The organism is Geothrix oryzisoli, from assembly GCF_022808865.1.
In the GTDB taxonomy this organism is placed as follows: Bacteria; Acidobacteriota; Holophagae; order Holophagales; family Holophagaceae; genus Geothrix; species Geothrix oryzisoli.
The window spans coordinates 142917-158953 of record NZ_JAKZLB010000005.1 but is presented as its reverse complement, the minus strand read 5'-3'; the positions used below and the strand labels follow the sequence as shown (position 1 = coordinate 158953).

Genomic DNA, 16037 nt, shown 5'->3' with positions numbered 1-16037 from the left:
GATGCCCCTGCTGCCCTCCGCCGAGCTCCTCCGCTTCGCCCTCGGGGCCGTGGCCGGCCACCGGCTCCGGTCCGCCCTCTCGGTGCTGGGCGTGGGCATCGGCGTGGCCGCCGTGGTGCTGCTGACATCGCTGGGGGAGGGCACGCGGCGGTACATCGTGTCCCAGTTCAGCCAGTTCGGCACCAACCTGCTGGCCATCAATCCCGGCAAGGTGAAGACCATGGGCCTGCCCGGCGTGTTCGGCGGCACCACCCACCTGCTCACGCCGGAGGACGCGGAGGCCCTCCGCCGCCTGCCGGGCGTGGAGGCCGTGATCCCGGTCGCCATGGGCCAGGGGCGGGTGGAGGCGGGCGGACGGGGGCGCAGCGTCTACATCTACGGCGTCAACCACGAGCTGCCCCGCGCCTGGGGCGTCGGCACGGCCCAGGGCAGCTTCCTCCCGCCCCTGGACCCCGGGCGCCGAGCCTCCCTGGCGGTGCTGGGACCCAAGCTGGCCCGGGAGATCTTCGGCAGCGCCTCGCCCCTGGGCCAGCGGATCCGCATCGGCTCCGAGAGCCTCGTCGTCATCGGAGTCATGGAGCCCAAGGGCCAGCTGCTGGGCTTCGATCTGGACGACACCGCCTACATCCCCGTGGGCACGGCCATGGGCCTGTTCAACCTGGCGGAGCTGCAGGAGATCGACCTTCTGGCCGCCACCAGCGAGGGCATCCCCGCCCTGACGGGCCAGATCAAGGCCACCCTCATGGCCCGGCACCGCGGCGAGGAGGACTTCACCCTCACCACGCAGACCGAGATGCTGGAGGTCTTCGGACGCGTGATCGGCATCGTGACCCTGGCCGTCACCGCCATCGCCGCCATCTCCCTCGTGGTGGGCGCCATGGGGATCCTGACGGTGCTGTGGATCTCCGTACACGAGCGCACCGCCGAGATCGGCCTCCTCCGGGCCCTGGGCGTGGACGGCCCGACGGTCCAGGCCCTCTTCTTCCTGGAGGCGGTGCTGCTGGCCGTGGGCGGAGGGCTCGGCGGCCTCGCCCTCGGCGGCCTGGTTCAGGCCCTCCTCCGCCTGCTGGTGCCCGGCCTGCCCCTGGCTACGCCGCCCGAAGCCGTGGCCGCCGCCCTCCTGGTGACCCTCGTCGTGGGCGCCGCCGCCGGCGTGCTCCCCGCGAGAAAGGCCGCCTCCCTGGATCCCATCGAGGCCCTGCGGGCGGAGTAGCTCCCGCGCCGACCGCCCCCGAGGCACCCGGTAGAATCGGGCCATGCCCGGCCTCCCCGACGCCCTCCGCGCCCTCCGCTACCGCAACTACCGCCTCTTCTTCTCGGGCCAGCTGATCTCGCTCATCGGCACCTGGATGCAGACCGTGGCCCAGTCCTGGCTGGTGTACCGGCTCACGGGCCAGGCCTCCATGCTGGGCCTCGTGGCTTTCGCCGGGCAGATCCCGGTGTTCCTCCTGGCCACGGTGGGCGGCCTGGCCGCCGACCACATGAAGCCCCACACGCTGATCGTCATCACCCAGAGCGCCTCCATGGGCCTGACGCTCATCCTCGCGATCCTGACGCTCACGGGCCACGTCCACCTGTGGCACATCATCACCACCTCGCTGCTGCTGGGCCTCGTGAACGCCTTCGACATCCCGGCCCGCCAGGTCTTCGTGGCCCAGACCGTCGGGCGGACCGACCTGATGAACGCCATCGCCCTGAACTCCTCCATGTTCAACGGGGCGCGCATCCTGGGGCCCGCCGTGGCCGGTGTGCTGGTGGCCTCCGTCGGCGAAGGCTGGTGCTTCCTCATCAACAGCGTGAGCTACCTCGCGGTCATCGCCGGGCTGCTGGCCATGCACCTCGAGCCCGCCCCCAGCCGGCCTTCGCCGAGCGGCCACTCGATCCTCGAGGGGTTCCGGTACGTCCGCCGGACCCGCCCCGTCCGGGACCTGCTCCTGCTGCTGGGCCTGGTGAGCCTCCTGGGGATGCCCTACAGCGTGCTCATGCCGATCTTCGCGGGCCAGATCCTCCACGGCGGGGCCAAAGCCCTGGGCACCCTCATGGGCGCTTCCGGCATGGGCGCCCTGGCCGGGGCCGTGATCCTGGCGATGCGGCCCAGCCCGAAGGGCCTCGGCGCGTGGATCGCCGCCTGCGCGTCAGGGTTCGGTGCGGCCCTCATCGCCTTCTCCCTGTCGCGGGCCTTCCCGCTCTCCGTGCTCCTCATGCTGCCCGTGGGCTTCGGCATGATCGTGCAGATGGCCTCCAGCAACACCCTCATCCAGATGATGGTCCCGGATGTCCTCCGGGGCCGGGTCATGTCCGTCTACTCGATGATGTTCATGGGCATGGCCCCCATCGGCGCCCTCCTCGGCGGCACCCTGGCGCACCGCCTCGGGGCGCCCCTCACCGTGGCCCTGGGCGGCGCCGGCTGCCTGCTGGGCGGTCTGGTGTTCGCGCTGCGCCTGCCGGCCTGGAGGCAGAGCGCCCGGACGCTGTTCCACGCCCAGGGGGCGGAGCGGAACGGGGGCTGAGACGCCCGGGCCGAAGGGTCCGGAATGGCCGTCAGGTGGTCGCCACCAGCAGCTCTTCGGCGGGATCCGGGGGGCGGAGGCCGTCGGTGCGACCGGTGAAGTAGCGCTGGGCCAGCAGGCCGGACGACACGTGCCGGGCCTCGCGGAACCCGGCGGCGCGGGCGAGGGCCACCAGCTCCGGCGGCTCGAAGAAGCTGAGGAAGGGCGTGCCGCTGGCCCGCGCGCCCTCCATGGCCCGCACCATGCCGGGGCGCACTTCGGGAGCAGCCATGTCCAGGGGTACCAGGAAGGACATCACCAGCGTGGAGCCCGGCGCCAGGGCCGCGACCCGGCCCAGCATCGCCGCGACGGCCTTCCGGGTGAGGTACATGCTCACGCCGGTGGAAGCCACCACCGCCGGCCGACGCGGGTCGAAGCCCGCCGCCACCAGCCGCTCCCACTCGCCGTCGCCGGCTTCGAAGTCCACGGGCACGAGCCGCAGCCAAGCCGGGATGCCGAAGCCGAGGTCCAGCAGCCGCTGGCGCTTCCAGGCCTGGGGCCCAGGCTGGTCCACCTCGAAGACGGTCATGTGGGAGGTCAGGTCGGCCCGGCGCTGGGCGAAGGTATCCAGCCCCGCGCCCAGGAACACAACCTGCGCCACGCCCCCGGCGGCTTGCTCCTCGACCCAGTCCTCGATGAACCGCGCCCGGGCCACGATGGACGCCCGGAAGGGCCGCGTGAACGGCCCCATGTCCGGCCGCTCCCGCCAGCCCGCCTCCGGCGCCGCCAGCCGCAGCCCCACCTCGTCCCGGAACACCGGCGGCGCCCCATCCACCTCCAGGTGCAGCGCCCGCCACAACGCCACCCGAACCGCCGTACTGTCCGGTGCCGCCAGAGGTCTCTCACGCATCGCGCCCTCGCTCAAAAACCATCGAAGGCAGTCTAGCGGGAGGAGATGGCGCCCAGAGATCGGAGGCTGGGTTCACTGGCGCAGGATCTTGTCCATTGATTTGCCCTTGGCGAGCTCGTCAATGAGCTTGTCGAGATACCTGATTTTCTGCGTGATGGGATCTTGAATGTCTTCGACGCGAATGCCGCAGACGACCCCCTTGATGTGAGCCCTGTTTGGATGGATCGCCGGGGCCTGGTCGAAAAAGGTCTGGAAATCGATTTGGACCGCTGTGTGGTGGCGGAGCTGTTCGCGGCTGTAGCCCGTCAGCCAGCAGATGATCGTGTCCACCTCTTCCTTGGTCCGATGCTTCCGTTCGGCTTTTTGCACATAGAGCGGATAGACCGTCGTGAAAAGCAGCTTTGAGATATCGCGTGGGGGCATGGTGGCGTCTCGTGGCGTGATGGTGTTCTGGGATGCCTTAGAAAGGAAGCTCGGCGGACTGGACCCTTGCGCCGTTATCCGCTGCCGCGAACGATCAGGTCCTGTTCAACCCGGGCTGAGGTGAGGCGGACTCGGGCTGACGATCCTTCAAAATCGAGAGGTAGCGCCCCCAGGGGCCCACCGCCCGGGTGTGTACCTTGGCGAGCGTTCGGGCGATTTGGCCGAGATGGTCCAGGTCATGCACAGCCCAAGTGGCCAGGAGCTGGCCCAGGGTGACCTCACCGAGTTCAGGATGAAGCCCGGTCCGGTCGAAGTCCGTTTCCCTGAGGTTCATGCCCAGGAGGGTGGCCATATTGTCCCGCCTGAGCCCTTCGAATGTCTGGAGCAGCTCGGACAGCGGCTTGCCTTGGCTCTGATTGAATTGAGCCGTTCGGTCAAATGGCTCGAAGGGGCGGGTCTCGCCCGCGAGGATGTGCCGTGCGCGGGGGATCCAGTTGGCGCGTTCGCCGTAAATCAGGTGGCCCATCACATCATATGGAGACCATGTGGCGCCGCCTTCGGTGGCGGTGACCAGGGCCTGGGGCAATCCCCCAAGCAGGGCTGACAGGCTGGCGGGGGTGCGCGACAAAACAGCCACGAGATCATCAAGGGAAGGCTTGTGGGGAGTCATGAGGCCATTCTACTGCCCTGGCATTCGGGCGAACCTTCCGGAGCATGCCGCCCGGGTTGCAGACCTGACCTTGAACTCGGCAAACCGCTGGGAGGTGGGATCACCACCGGTCCACCGGGGCATCTTGGCGGTTGCCTTCGGGCGACCTCGACGGCATGTCCGGGTGACCGCGGCCCATCCGGGGTCATCGGTGGCTCAGGGTTCCTTTCTCATTTCTCCGGATTCGCCGGCGCGTCGCGCTTGTACCACGAGGCCTGTCCATAGACGGGCTTCACCTTCTGTTCAAGGGCGACCAGCTGAGCCTGATTCAGGGGCAGGAACTCCCCCGCGATGCGGACGTTCTCTTCGAGCTGGGCCACGTTGTCCACGCCGATGATGATGGTGCTCACGGGATGGCTCAAGGTGTAGCGCATGGCCTCTTTGATGGTGAGGGTGCCGGGGCGGTCGTGCTTTGCGGTACCGCGCCGCTGCTCGGGGGGCGGCGGCTGCACACCGGCCAGGATGCGGCCGCGGGCGGGGATCTTCATGCCGATGATGCCCATCTCCTTCTCCACGGCCAGGGGCAGCAGGGTCTTCTTGAAGGGCAGGTGCCAGGTGTCGGCGGCGTTGAAGGCCATGAGCACCGTGTCGAAGGGGAAGCGGCGGATGGCCTCGGCCAGCACATCCGGATCCGTATGGCCGCTGAGGCCCAGGAAGCGCACCAGCTTCTGGTCGCGGGCCTTCTGGAAGGCCTCCAGGGCGCCGCCCTTGGCACAGACATCATCCACATCCTTCATGGAGCTCATGGCGTGGAGCTGCCAGAGGTCCACATGGTCGGTCTGGAGCAGCTTGAGGGAGGTCTCCAGCAGCCGCATCGAGCCGTCGGCCGTGCGGTCGTGGGTCTTGGTGGCGAGGAAGGCCTCGTGCCGCCGCCGCTTCATCACCTGCCCGAAGTACTGCTCGCTCCAGCGGGCCTCGCCGCCATAGCGGGCGGAGGTGTCGCAGTAGTTCACGCCGAGGTCCAGGGCCCGCTCGATGAGGGGGATGGCCACCTTCTCGTTGTGGGGCTTCTCGATGGCCGCCTGGCCACCGAGGCTGAAGATCCCCACCTTGTGCCCCGTGCGCCCCAGGTTGCGCGTGGGCATGGCCGCGGCCGTGGCGGGATTGAAGGGCGCGTGGGGCGCGGGATGCAGGGCCACGGGCTCGATGGATGCCGGGGCGCCCTCCAGGGCCGCGAGGCGCGTGGCGACCAGGCCTGCCGCGGCGGCGGCCCCCAGCTTGAAGAGATCGCGTCGGGTGGTGCCGGGCTCGGACATGGCGTCCTCCGGAAGTGCGTGCCTGATTATCGCGCCAGGAAGGCGTCCAGGTGTGCGAGGGCTTCGTCAACGCCCCCGTAGGTCCGGAAGGCCACACTCTCCTGGCGGATGCCCGTGAGCATCTTGCTGACGCGGACGCCTGCGCGGGCCAGGCAGAGCACGGGCTTGCCGCGCTCCAGGGCGTAGGCGATCTCGAAGCCCACGCCGTGGGAAGGCGTGCTCACCTCCGCGATCACCGCCTCGCTGGCGCGGAGCCAGGCCGTGTCGCGCTCGTAGACAGCCTCGGGCGACAGACCCCCATCCGCGGCCATGGCGGAGGCGTCGGCCAGGTGGGCCGTCAGCACGCGGTGGCCCAGGGCCTCCATCCGATCCACGAGGGCCGCCACCACGGGCTGGTCCTGGCGTCCGCCGGTGAGGGAGCAGGAGAGGTAGAGGTCCATGGGCTACTTTCCCACCAACTCGTCCGCGAGGTACCCCGCGTCCATGATCTTCCGCAGGGCCTCGAGGATGGCGCGGGCGTCCGTGGCGACGGCGCGCTTGGTGTCGGGGTCGTAGACGTAGTAGCCGCCCTGACCTTCGAACACGCTGTCGAAGTTGATGCCCACGAACTCGCCCTTCACGTTCACCACGGGGCTGCCGCTGTTGCCACCCACGGTGTCGCAGGCGTAGATGAAGTTGAAGGGAGTCGTCAGGTCCAGCTTCGACTGCCGCTTGAGCCAGCGCTCCGGCAGGGTCCAGGCCCCGTGCTCCGCGGCCGCCGCATTGCCGCCCCAGCCCAGGTGCCGGTCGTACATGCCCATGAACGTCGTGAAGGGCTGGGCCAGGGTGCCCGTGCCGTTGGCATAGGTGGCGACAGGGCCGTAGCCCAGCCGCAGGGTGAAGGTGGCATCGGGATACACGCCCCGGCCGAAGGCCTTGAAGCGGGCCTCGGCGATGCGCCCGCCGTGCTCGTTGAAGACGCCGGTGACCTCCGCCTCCAGCCGCTGGTGGATGGCGCGCCCGAAGGGATCGACCTTCCTGGCCAGGAGGATCATGGGATCCGTGCTGGCGTCGAGCGCGGCCTTGCCTCCTTCGGCCAGCGCCTTCCGCACGGCCGGGTCATCCAGCTTCGTGCCCGCCACCGCGGCCTGGGCCACGGCCTCCGGGGACTGGCCGGCCAGTAGCGCCTTCACGAAGGGGTGCTCCGCACCCAGCTCGTCCTGAGCCTCCTGCAGCCCGGCCGCCAGCAGGGTGGTGTCGATGGGCTTCTGAACGGGCCGGGGCGAGAGGAGCTGCGCCCGGGTGGCCTTGAGGTTGCCGTCGCTGAACTCGCTGAGCCGCTCAGCCGAGGGCTTGGCCAGTTCGTCCGCGAGCCGCACCAGGGTGAGGGCGTGGCGCAGGGCGGCCACCCGGCCCACCAGGGTCCCGCGTCCGCTGTCGAGGTAGGTGGCTTCCTTCAGCAGTGCCTTCTGCCGTTCCACAGCCAGGGCCACCCGGCCCCAGCTCTCCCCCACGCGGGCCTGCAGGGCAGGATCCTTGGCCACGGCCGCCTTCAGGGCGGCTTCAGCCGCCGCGACCTTCTTCAGGTTCTCCGGCTTGGCCAGGCCCAGCAGCTGCCCGCTGAGCCGCTTGTGACCGTTCTCGATGCCGTAGATGGCCTCGGCGGCGAGGCGGCGCGCCTCGGGTGAGGTGGCCGAAAAGGCCTGGAGGGCCTGCTTCTGGCGCTCCAGAGTGTGGAGCTGGAAGGGGATGCCGATGTCGCGGGCATAGGCCATCTGGGCGTAGGTCTGCTGGCGGTAGGTGATGCCCGGATGTCCCGAGATGAAGGTCAGCTCGCCCATGGCCACGCCCTTTGCGCTGAAGGGCAGGATGGCCTCGGGCCGGTAGGGCTTCCCATCCTCGTAGACGCGGAACAGGGAGAAATCCAGGTTGTGGCGGGGGTAGGTGTAGTTGTCGGGGTCGCCGCCAAAGGCCGCCACCTGGAGCTCCGGCGCCGCGACCAGCCGCACGTCGCCGAACTTCTTGTAGCGGTAGAGCCAGTACTCGCCGCCCTGGTACAGGGTGACGGGCTCGCAGGTGAGGCCGGTCTTCGCCTCCTCGGTCCGGCGGAGGTCCGCCAGGGCGTTGAGCCGCGCCGCCAGGGCCTCCTGGTCCGCCATGCCGGGCTTCACGGCGCCGTTCACCCGCGCCGTCACATCCTTCATGGAGACGAGCATCATCAGCTCCAGGCCCGGCACCTTGATCTCCTGGCTCCGCCGGGCCGCGGTGAACCCGTTCTTCACCAGATCGGCCTGGGCCGTGGACACCTGGGCGATGGCGCTCCGGCCCACGTGATGGTTCGTCACCACCAGGCCGTCGCGGCTCACGAAGGCCCCCGTGCCGCCGGGGAAGCGCACCGTGGCGAGCTGCAGGTTCTTCAGCCAGGCGGCATCCAGGGTCACGCCATATTTCGCCTTGATCTGCTGCACCGGGATGTTGTCGAAGGTCCACATGCCCTCGTCCGCGCGCAGCGCGGGCAAGGCGAACACGGAGACGAGGGACAGGGCGAGGGCGTTGAGGCGCACGGGGGACTCCGAAAAGGGGCCCCGGACGGGGCCCCTGGCATTCAGCGGTACGAGACTACTTCCCGGTCAGTTCGGCGGCGAGGTGCGGCGCATCATAGACCTTCACGAGCGCTTCGAGGATGGCGCGGGCGTCCACGGAGACGCTGCGGTTCACCTTCTCGTCGTAGTAGTAGCGGCCGGCGTTGCCTTCGATGTTGCCGTCGAAGAGCAGGCCCACCAGCTCGCCCTTGCGGTTCACCACGGGGCTGCCGGAGTTGCCGCCCGTGGTGTCCACGGCGTGGGAGAAGTTGAGGGGCGTCTTGAGGTCCAGCTTGCCCATGCGGTCCAGCCAGCGCTGGGGCAGGCGCCAGTCCGTATAGTCCTTCGCGTCATTGCCGCCCCAGCCGAAGTGGCGGTCGTAGAGACCGGCCCAGGTGGTGAAGGGCTGCTGGAGGGTGCCGTTGGCGGGATAGGTGGCCACGGCACCGTAGGTGATGCGGAGCGTGCCCGTGGCATCCGGCGGCAGGGTCTTGCCGTAGACGGCGAAGCGGGCCTTGGCGATGCGGGCACCGTGCTCTTCGAGGATGGCCTTCACATCGTCCTGCTTCTTGCGGAGGCTGAGCAGGATGGGCTCGAGCTTGCGGGCCAGCACGATCATGGGGTCGGCGCTCTCGGCCACGGCCTTCTTCCCGCCCTCGATCAGGGCCTTGCGCACGGCCGGGTCATTCAGCTTCGTGCCGTCCACGGCGGCCTTGGCCACCTCTGCGGGTTTCTTGCCGCCCAGGATCGCCAGGACGAAGGGATGCTGCGGCCCCAGCTCCCGGGCCGCGTCTTCCAGGCCGCGCGTGAAGAGCAGCGTCTCCAGCTCGGGGTTGGCACCCTGCCCCATCATGCCCATGGCGGGTCCGCCGAGGCGGGTCTTCAGGGTCTTCAGGCTGCCTTCCGAGCGGTACTCCGTCAGGCGCTTCTCCACGGGAAGCTCCTGCTGCTCGGCCAGGCGCACCAGGGCCTGGGCCTGGCCCAGCGTCGTGGAGCGGGCCGAGCCGACGGACTGGGCCTCCTTGAGGTACCCCTTCTGCAGCTGGATCGCCTGCTCGATGCGCGCCCAGCTCTGGCCGGCGCTGGCGGTCAGCTTGGGATCCTTGGCGACGGCGGCCTTGAGGGCCTTCTCCGCGGTCTCGATCCGCTTCATGGCCTCAGCATCCTTCAGGCCAACCAGGGCGCCCTCGTTGGCCTTGGCGCCGTTGTTGACGCCCAGGATCAGGGTCTGCACCTGGCGGGCGTGCTCGGCATCCCGCTTGCCGTATTCCTCAAGGATGGCGCGGGTGCGGTCGGCGCTGCGCAGGTAGGCGGGAATGCCCAGGTCCCGGTCGTACTTCATCTGGGCGAAGGTCTGGAGGCGGCTGGTGCGGCCGGGGTGGCCCACCACGAAGGTGAGGTCGCCCAGCTTCAGCCCCTCGGTGCTCCAGGTGAGGTGGTGGGCGGGATGGTAGGGCTGGTCGTTCTCGTAGACGCGGACCATGGAGAAGTCCAGGTCGTGGCGGGGGTAGGTGAAGTTGTCGTAGTCCCCGCCGAAGGCCGCCACGGCGATCTCAGGCGCAGCCACCAGACGGATGTCCTTGAACACCTTGAAGCCGTACATCCAGGTCTCGCCGCCCTGGTAGAGGTTCACCACGTCGTAGGTCAGCCCGCTGGCCTTCTCCAGCTCCGCCTTGATGGCATCCAGCTCCTTCGCCCGCACCGCGGCCGCCGCCTTCTCGCCGAGGCCCGGCTTGACGGCCTTGGCCACCCGCTCCGTCACGTTCTCCATGGCCATGAGGGTGCGGTAGGTGAGGCCGGGGATCTTGATCTCCTGGTCACGGCTCATGGCCACGAAGCCGTTCTTCACCAGGTCGCGGTCCTTGGTGGACAGGCGCTGGATGGAGCCCCGGGTGCAGTGGTGGTTGGTGACGACGAGCCCATCCGCGCTCACGAAGGAGCCGGTGCAGCCGCCCAGGGTGAGGGTGGAGAGGCGGACATGGTCGATCCAGTCCTTCCCCGGTTCGAAGGCGTACTTCTCCTTCAGCTGCTTCAGGGGCAGGTTGTCGAAGGTCCACATGCCGTCTTCGGCCCGGAGAACGGGCAGGGCGAGCAGGAGCGCAAGCGCGGAAAGGCGTTTCATGGTGACTCCAGAAGACAATTATTTCCCGGTGAGTTCGGCAGCCAGGGCCGTGGCCCCGTAGACCCTCTCGAGGGCGTGGATGATGGCCCGGGCATCCACGGAGACGCCGCGGTTGGCGGTGTCGTCGTAGAAGAAGTTGCCGGGCAGCATGTCGATATCGCCATCGAAGATGAGGCCCACCAGTTCGCCCTTGCGATCCACCACGGGAGAGCCTGAATTGCCGCCGATGATGTCGACCTTGTGGACGAAGTTGAAGGGCATGGCGGGATCCAGCGCGCCGCGCTTGTCGAGCCAGCGCTGCGGCAGGGCCCAGGCACCGCCGTGGGCCCCCGCCGCGTTGCCGCCCCAGCCGTCGTAGCGGTCGAAGAGCCCGCCGAAGGTCGTGAAGGGCTGGATCAGGGTGCCGTTGGCGGGGAACTCGGCCACGGGACCGTAGGTGAGGCGCATGGTGAAGGTGGCGTCCGGGTAGGTGTTCTTGCCGAAGACCGCGAAGCGGGCCTTGGCGATGTGGGCGGCATGCTCGGAGATGACGCTGTGGACCCGCTCCTCCTGCTTCCGGCGGATGGCGCGGCTCAGGGGATCCAGCTTCTTCGCCAGGAGGATCATCGGATCCCGGCTTTCCACGATGGCCTGCTTCCCGCCGGCCAGCAGGGCCTTGCGGACCTCGGGATCCCCGAGCTTCGACCCGGTCACCGCCGTCTTGGCGACCTCTGCCGGGGACTTGCCGCAGAGCATGGCCTTCACGAACGGGTGCTTCGGACCCAGCTCCCGGGCAGCCTCTTCGAGGCCGCGGGTGAACACGAAGGCCTCCTGCTCCGGGTAGTAGGGGGCAGGAACGACCAGCCGGGCCTTGGCGGACTTCAGGTTGGTGTCGCTGTATTCGGGCAGGCGCTTTTCGCCGGGGAGGCGCTCTTCCTCCGCGATGCGGACCAGGGCCAGGGCGTGGCCCAGCAGGGTGGAGTGGGCCGGGCCGACGTAGGCGTTCTCCTTCGCCAGGCCCCGGGCCTCTTTCAGGGCCGCCTCGATCCGGCCCCAGCTGGAACCGGCCTCGGCCTGCAGCTTGGGATCCTTGGCCACCTTGGCGCGGAAGGCCTTCTCATTGGCTTCGATGCGGGCCATGGCCTCCTTGTTCTTCAGGCCGGACCAGTAGCCGCCCAGGGCTTTGAGGCTGTTCTCGATCCTGAGGATCTGGGTCCCGACCTGGCGTGCCGCCTCGGGCGAGGTCTTGCCGTACTGGACCAGGGCCTCCTTCTGGCGCTCCAGCCCCTTCAGCCGCATGGGGATGGCGACATCCCGGGAATAGAGCATCTGGGCGAAGGTGTCCTGCCGCTTGGTGCTGCCGGGGTGGCCGATCACGAAGGTGAGGTCGCCCGCCTTCAGGCCCGCCCGGGTCCAGGCCAGGTGCTCGGGGGGGGTGTAGGGCCTGCCGTTCTCGTAGACGCGGAACAGCGTGAAATCGAGGTTATGGCGCGGATAGGTGAAGTTGTCGTAGTCCCCGCCGAACAGGGCGATCTGGAGCTCGGGGGCGAAGACCAGGCGCACATCGGTGTGCTTCTTGTACGAGTAGATCCAGTGCTCGCCGCCCTGGTAGAGCGTCACATACTCGCAGGTCAGGCCGCTCCTGGCCTGCATCTCCTGCTTGATCTTCTCGATCTCGGCATGGCGGGCCTTCGAGATCTCCTTCTCGGAGGCGCCGGGCACCTGGGTCTTGGCCAGGCGATCCGTGATGTTGTCCATGGCCATGAGCGTCATGAGCTCAAGGCCGGGCACCTTGATCTCCTGCTCCCGCGAGGCGGCCGCGAACCCGTTCTTCACGTAGTCGGCTCCCGGGCTGCTCACGCGCTGAAGCCAGCCCCGGCCGACGTGCTCGTTGGTCAGCACCAGCCCATCCCGGCTCACGAAAGAACCGGAACCGCCGGGAAACCGGAGCACGGAGAGGCGCACATGGTCGAGCCAGGCCTGGTCCGGCGCCCAGCCGTAGGCCGCCTGGAGCTTCTTGGTCGGCAGGTTGTCGAAGGTCCACATGCCCTCTTCGGCGCGCACGGGTGCGGAAGCCAGGGCGAACGCCATCAGAGGCAGCAGCAAAGGTCTTGCGCGGAACAACATGAAATCTCCAAGCCAGAGGAATAACCATCGTATCACTACGTATTCGGCCTCACAGGACTTCCCTCACTTCAAGCCCAGGCGCGCCGATCGGCCCGCTGCGCTGGAGCCCCCGGAGCCAGGCCCAGTGATGGGGATCACTTCCCAACCACGAGGTCTTGAATCGTTTATTTTTGAGACTCAATATCATAATCATGCTGACACCCACCACCCCCCTCCTTCCGCGCCTCCTTCCCGCCCTCCTGCTCACCGCATCCCTGGCGGCCCAGGAGAAAAAGGAAGGCCCCATCCAGGACAACTCCTTCCTCGTGGAGGAGGCCTACAACCAGGAGCCGGGCGTGGTGCAGCACATCAGCACCTTCACCCGCTACCAGGAGAGCAAGGACTGGGTCTACACCTTCACCCAGGAATGGCCCGTGGGCGGCCTGGCCCACCAGCTCAGCTACACCCTGCCCTGGCAGCGCCTGGGCGCCTCCCCCGATGGCAGGCGGGCCTTCGGGGACGTGGCTCTGAACTACCGCTACCAGCTGGTGGGCGACGGCGCGGCAAAGGTGGCCTTCGCTCCCCGGCTGTCCGTCCTGCTGCCCACGGGCGATGAGAAGCAGGGCTATGGCCGCGGCGCGGTCGGCGTGCAGGTCATGTTCCCCCTCAGCTGGGTCCTGTCGGAGGCCCTGGTGGCCCATTCCAACCTGGGCGCCACCCGGACCCCCGACGCCAGGAACGCCCTCGGGGAAAAGGCCACCACGCAGGATTTCACGGCGGGCCAGAGCCTCATCTGGCTGGCGAGCCCACGCTTCAACCTGATGCTGGAATACGTCTACACCAGCGGGCAGGCCGTCGCCGGCCCCGGCCAGACCCAGCGGCAGAGCACCTCCTTCATCTCTCCCGGCGTCCGCTGGGCCCACAACTTCCCCAGCGGCCTCCAGATCGTGCCCGGCCTCGCGGTGCCCATCGGCGTGGGCGCCAGCCGCGGCGAGAAGGCCATCTTCCTCTACCTGAGCTTCGAGCACCCGTTTACGAAAACCCGGTAGCCCCGCTCAGAACTTCAGCTTCAGGTGCGCCGCCAGGGTGCGGGGCGGGATGACGTGGGTGCCGCCGAAGGTGCTGAGGAAGTTGTAGAGGCCCTTCTCGTTCGTGGCGTTCAGCAGGTCCAGCCCGGCCGACAGCCGCCGCCCGCTCTTCAGCTTCCATTCCTGCCCGGCGTTGAGATCCAGGACCGTGCGGGACTTGATGCGGTAGTTGAGACCCACCAGGCTGTCGTGCTCGGCCCGGACGTAGGGGATGCCGAAGGCGTAGTCCGGGTTCCCCGCCACGGTGGCGGGATCGCCCGCCTCCAGGCCCGAGTCGTACCGGACCGAGGCCTGGCTGAAGAAGCCGCCCTGCTCGTAGCGCACGCCGACCTGGGCGGTGAGCTTCTGGTCGTGGTCGATGAGGTACGGGGTGCCGTTGGGCCCGTTCACCGTGGGATCCGCCGAATCCAGGCCGCCGAGGGTGGGGCTGAAGTAGAGCGTCCGGACGGTGCCCGCGCTCAGGTAGGCGGACCAGCCCTGGATGGGGACGGTGTCCACCCGGAGGTCCAGGCCGTGGAAGCGGCCCTTCCAGGCGGAGATGGGGAAGAGGATGCCGGTGTTCAGGAACTGGCTGTTGTCCGCGGAGTTCCGGCTGTCCTTCCACCAGTAGTCGAGGCTCACCCGCGCCACCTGCCCCAGCTGCTGCTCCAGGCCCACCAGGTAGCTGTCCTGGGTCTCCGCCCGCAACGGCGGCACGGGCGTGGCCGACTGGGTGACCAGGCTCCAGACCGTCTGGGAGGTGGAGAAGGCCAGGTTCTCGTTCTCGGGCGTGATGAGCAGCCGGTCATAGACCACCCGTACCAGGGTGCCGGTCCCGGGCAGCGTGTAGGTGAGGCCCAGGCGGGGCTGCAGCTCGTTCTGGGTGGCGTTCCGCCCCTTGTAGCTGTCGTACCGGAGGCCCGCGGACAGGGTCCACCGCCCGGCCTTCCAGTCGTCCTGGAGGTAGGCCGAAGCCAGCGAGGGCGCGAACCCGTCCACGAAGCGCAGGATGTTCCCGCCCCCGGCGGCCGTGTAGGGATAGAGCGGATCGGAGGGACCGGATACCTGCGAAGGATCGGTGATGGCCAGGTCGAAGCGCTCGTGCAGAGGGTACCGGACGACCTGGAGGCCCACCTTGAAGGTGTTGGCCCCGTTCCGCTGGGTGTAGCCCACCTGGGCGCCCTGGTTGTCCAGGCGCCGGTCGGAACGAATCCACACCGGGGTGTCCGAGCCACCGGTGCTGAAGCCGGGCTGCAGGTCCCGGGTGGGATCCAGACGGGAGGTGGCGCCCCGGTAGAAGATCGCCGCATCCAGGCTGCGGTCTGCGCCCAGCAGGTGGGTCCAGCCCAGGTTCAGGTTCACGTCCGTGTTGTGCGCCCGCTGGTCCTGTCCTGCCGCCTCCTGGGAGGCCAGATTCACCACGTCCCGATCCGTGCGGCCGCCGCTGGCCGAGAACCGCAGAATATCGTTGGCGCCCAGCAGCCAGTCAAAGCGGGTGAACAGGCGGTCCGTCGTCCCGTGGTTGTGCAGGTTCTCGAAGTTCACCGGATCCAGGAACCGGTCGCTCGACGAGGCCGCTCCGGTCACGAAGTAGCCGAAGGCCGCGGTGCCGCCCCGGGCGCTGAAGCCCAACTCCCGGGTGCTGAAGCGCGAAGCGCCCAGGGACGCGTCGCCCTGGAACGCGCCCGCCGATCCCAGGCCGGACTTGCTGGTGAGGTTCACCACCGCCGCCGGCTTCCCCCCGTATTCGGCGCTCACCCCGCCGGTGATCACCTCCATGCTCTCGACCTGCGAGGGGTCCAGGGAGTTCGAGAAGGTGGACTGCACCTGGTCCGTGACGGGCACGCCATCCACGACGTAGGTCACCTGCCCGTGGCTGCCCCGGAAATGGAACCGCCCGTTCTCATCCTGGATGAAGCCCGGCGTGGTGAGGAGGATGCTCTCCATGGCCCGGCTCTGCACGGCGGTGGGGATCTTCTCGATGGTGGAGTGGTCGATGTCGATATGGGCCGAGGGATGGGCCTCCACCAGCGACACCGTATCCTCCACCACCACCGTGGCCGAGGCCTGGGCGGGCTTCAGCCTCAGGTTCAGCTCCGTCGGCAGGTTCGAGCGCACGCCGAGGGTCTGGTGCAGGTCGAGCATCCCGGGGGCCGCCACCTCCAGGTGGTAGTCGCTGAACGGGATGTTGTAGGCGGCGTAGGCCCCCGAATCGTCCGTGACCACCGTCAGGCGGAACCCCGAGACCCGGTTCTCCAGACGGACCTGGGCCCTGGCCACCGGCCGGCCCTGGTCATCGGTCACCCGCCCGGTGAGCGCCCCGCTGCCCGCGGCCGCGGCGAAGACCGGACCGGCGGCGAGGAGAGCCAGGATGGTGGGGCCGAGCGTGTGGTGCGCCAAAGGGGGTGCCTCCAG

The 16037-nt window shown here is 68.8% G+C and carries 12 protein-coding genes; 3 read left to right on the top strand and 9 right to left on the bottom strand.

The window, feature by feature from the left end; translation table 11 throughout:
- Position 1: 1 nt before the first annotated feature.
- Together MLE43_RS14185 and MLE43_RS14180 are read left to right on the top strand one after the other, a co-directional pair.
- Complete coding sequence (locus MLE43_RS14185; RefSeq protein WP_243305177.1) at positions 2-1213, top strand: ABC transporter permease; 1212 nt, start codon at positions 2-4, stop codon at positions 1211-1213.
- A 43-nt stretch (positions 1214-1256) separates the two neighbouring features.
- Positions 1257-2510: an MFS transporter gene (locus MLE43_RS14180; protein WP_243305175.1), complete on the top strand. Its 1254-nt coding sequence runs from the start codon at positions 1257-1259 to the stop codon at positions 2508-2510.
- A 31-nt stretch (positions 2511-2541) separates the two neighbouring features.
- On the opposite strand, the gene MLE43_RS14175 is transcribed toward MLE43_RS14180, so the two are convergent.
- The 8 genes from MLE43_RS14175 to MLE43_RS14140 all read right to left on the bottom strand — a co-directional run bounded on the left by MLE43_RS14175 (position 2542) and on the right by MLE43_RS14140 (position 12576).
- Positions 2542-3399 (bottom strand): class I SAM-dependent methyltransferase, encoded by an 858-nt coding sequence (locus MLE43_RS14175; RefSeq protein ID WP_243305173.1) that lies wholly within the window; start codon positions 3397-3399, stop codon positions 2542-2544.
- A 72-nt stretch (positions 3400-3471) separates the two neighbouring features.
- Positions 3472-3822 carry a DUF2200 domain-containing protein gene (locus tag MLE43_RS14170; RefSeq protein WP_243305172.1) on the bottom strand — a complete coding sequence of 117 codons (351 nt, stop codon included), beginning with the start codon at positions 3820-3822 and terminating at the stop codon, positions 3472-3474.
- A 94-nt stretch (positions 3823-3916) separates the two neighbouring features.
- A complete protein-coding gene (locus tag MLE43_RS14165) occupies positions 3917-4492 on the bottom strand; it encodes a DinB family protein (protein ID WP_243305169.1) in 576 nt (191 codons plus the stop codon).
- Between the two features lie 209 nt (positions 4493-4701).
- Complete coding sequence (locus tag MLE43_RS14160; RefSeq protein WP_243305167.1) at positions 4702-5787, bottom strand: aldo/keto reductase; 1086 nt, start codon at positions 5785-5787, stop codon at positions 4702-4704.
- A gap of 26 nt (positions 5788-5813) precedes the next feature.
- Positions 5814-6227: a nucleoside 2-deoxyribosyltransferase gene (locus MLE43_RS14155; protein WP_243305165.1), complete on the bottom strand. Its 414-nt coding sequence runs from the start codon at positions 6225-6227 to the stop codon at positions 5814-5816.
- Between the two features lie 3 nt (positions 6228-6230).
- Positions 6231-8330, bottom strand: coding sequence for a S46 family peptidase (locus MLE43_RS14150; protein WP_243305163.1), 2100 nt, complete (start codon positions 8328-8330; stop codon positions 6231-6233).
- 55 nt (positions 8331-8385) lie between these two features.
- Positions 8386-10470: a S46 family peptidase gene (locus MLE43_RS14145; protein WP_243305161.1), complete on the bottom strand. Its 2085-nt coding sequence runs from the start codon at positions 10468-10470 to the stop codon at positions 8386-8388.
- Positions 10471-10488: 18 nt separating this feature from the next.
- Positions 10489-12576, bottom strand: a complete 2088-nt coding sequence (locus tag MLE43_RS14140; RefSeq protein WP_243305159.1) for a S46 family peptidase — start codon at positions 12574-12576, stop codon at positions 10489-10491.
- 191 nt (positions 12577-12767) lie between these two features.
- Between MLE43_RS14140 and MLE43_RS14135 the strand changes: the two genes are divergently transcribed.
- Positions 12768-13604, top strand: a complete 837-nt coding sequence (locus tag MLE43_RS14135) for a transporter (protein WP_243305157.1) — start codon at positions 12768-12770, stop codon at positions 13602-13604.
- 6 nt (positions 13605-13610) lie between these two features.
- Here MLE43_RS14135 and MLE43_RS14130 read toward each other — a convergent pair whose 3' ends face one another.
- Entirely contained in the window at positions 13611-16022 is a 2412-nt protein-coding gene (locus MLE43_RS14130) for a TonB-dependent receptor (protein ID WP_243305156.1), read from the bottom strand.
- Positions 16023-16037 lie beyond the last annotated feature (15 nt).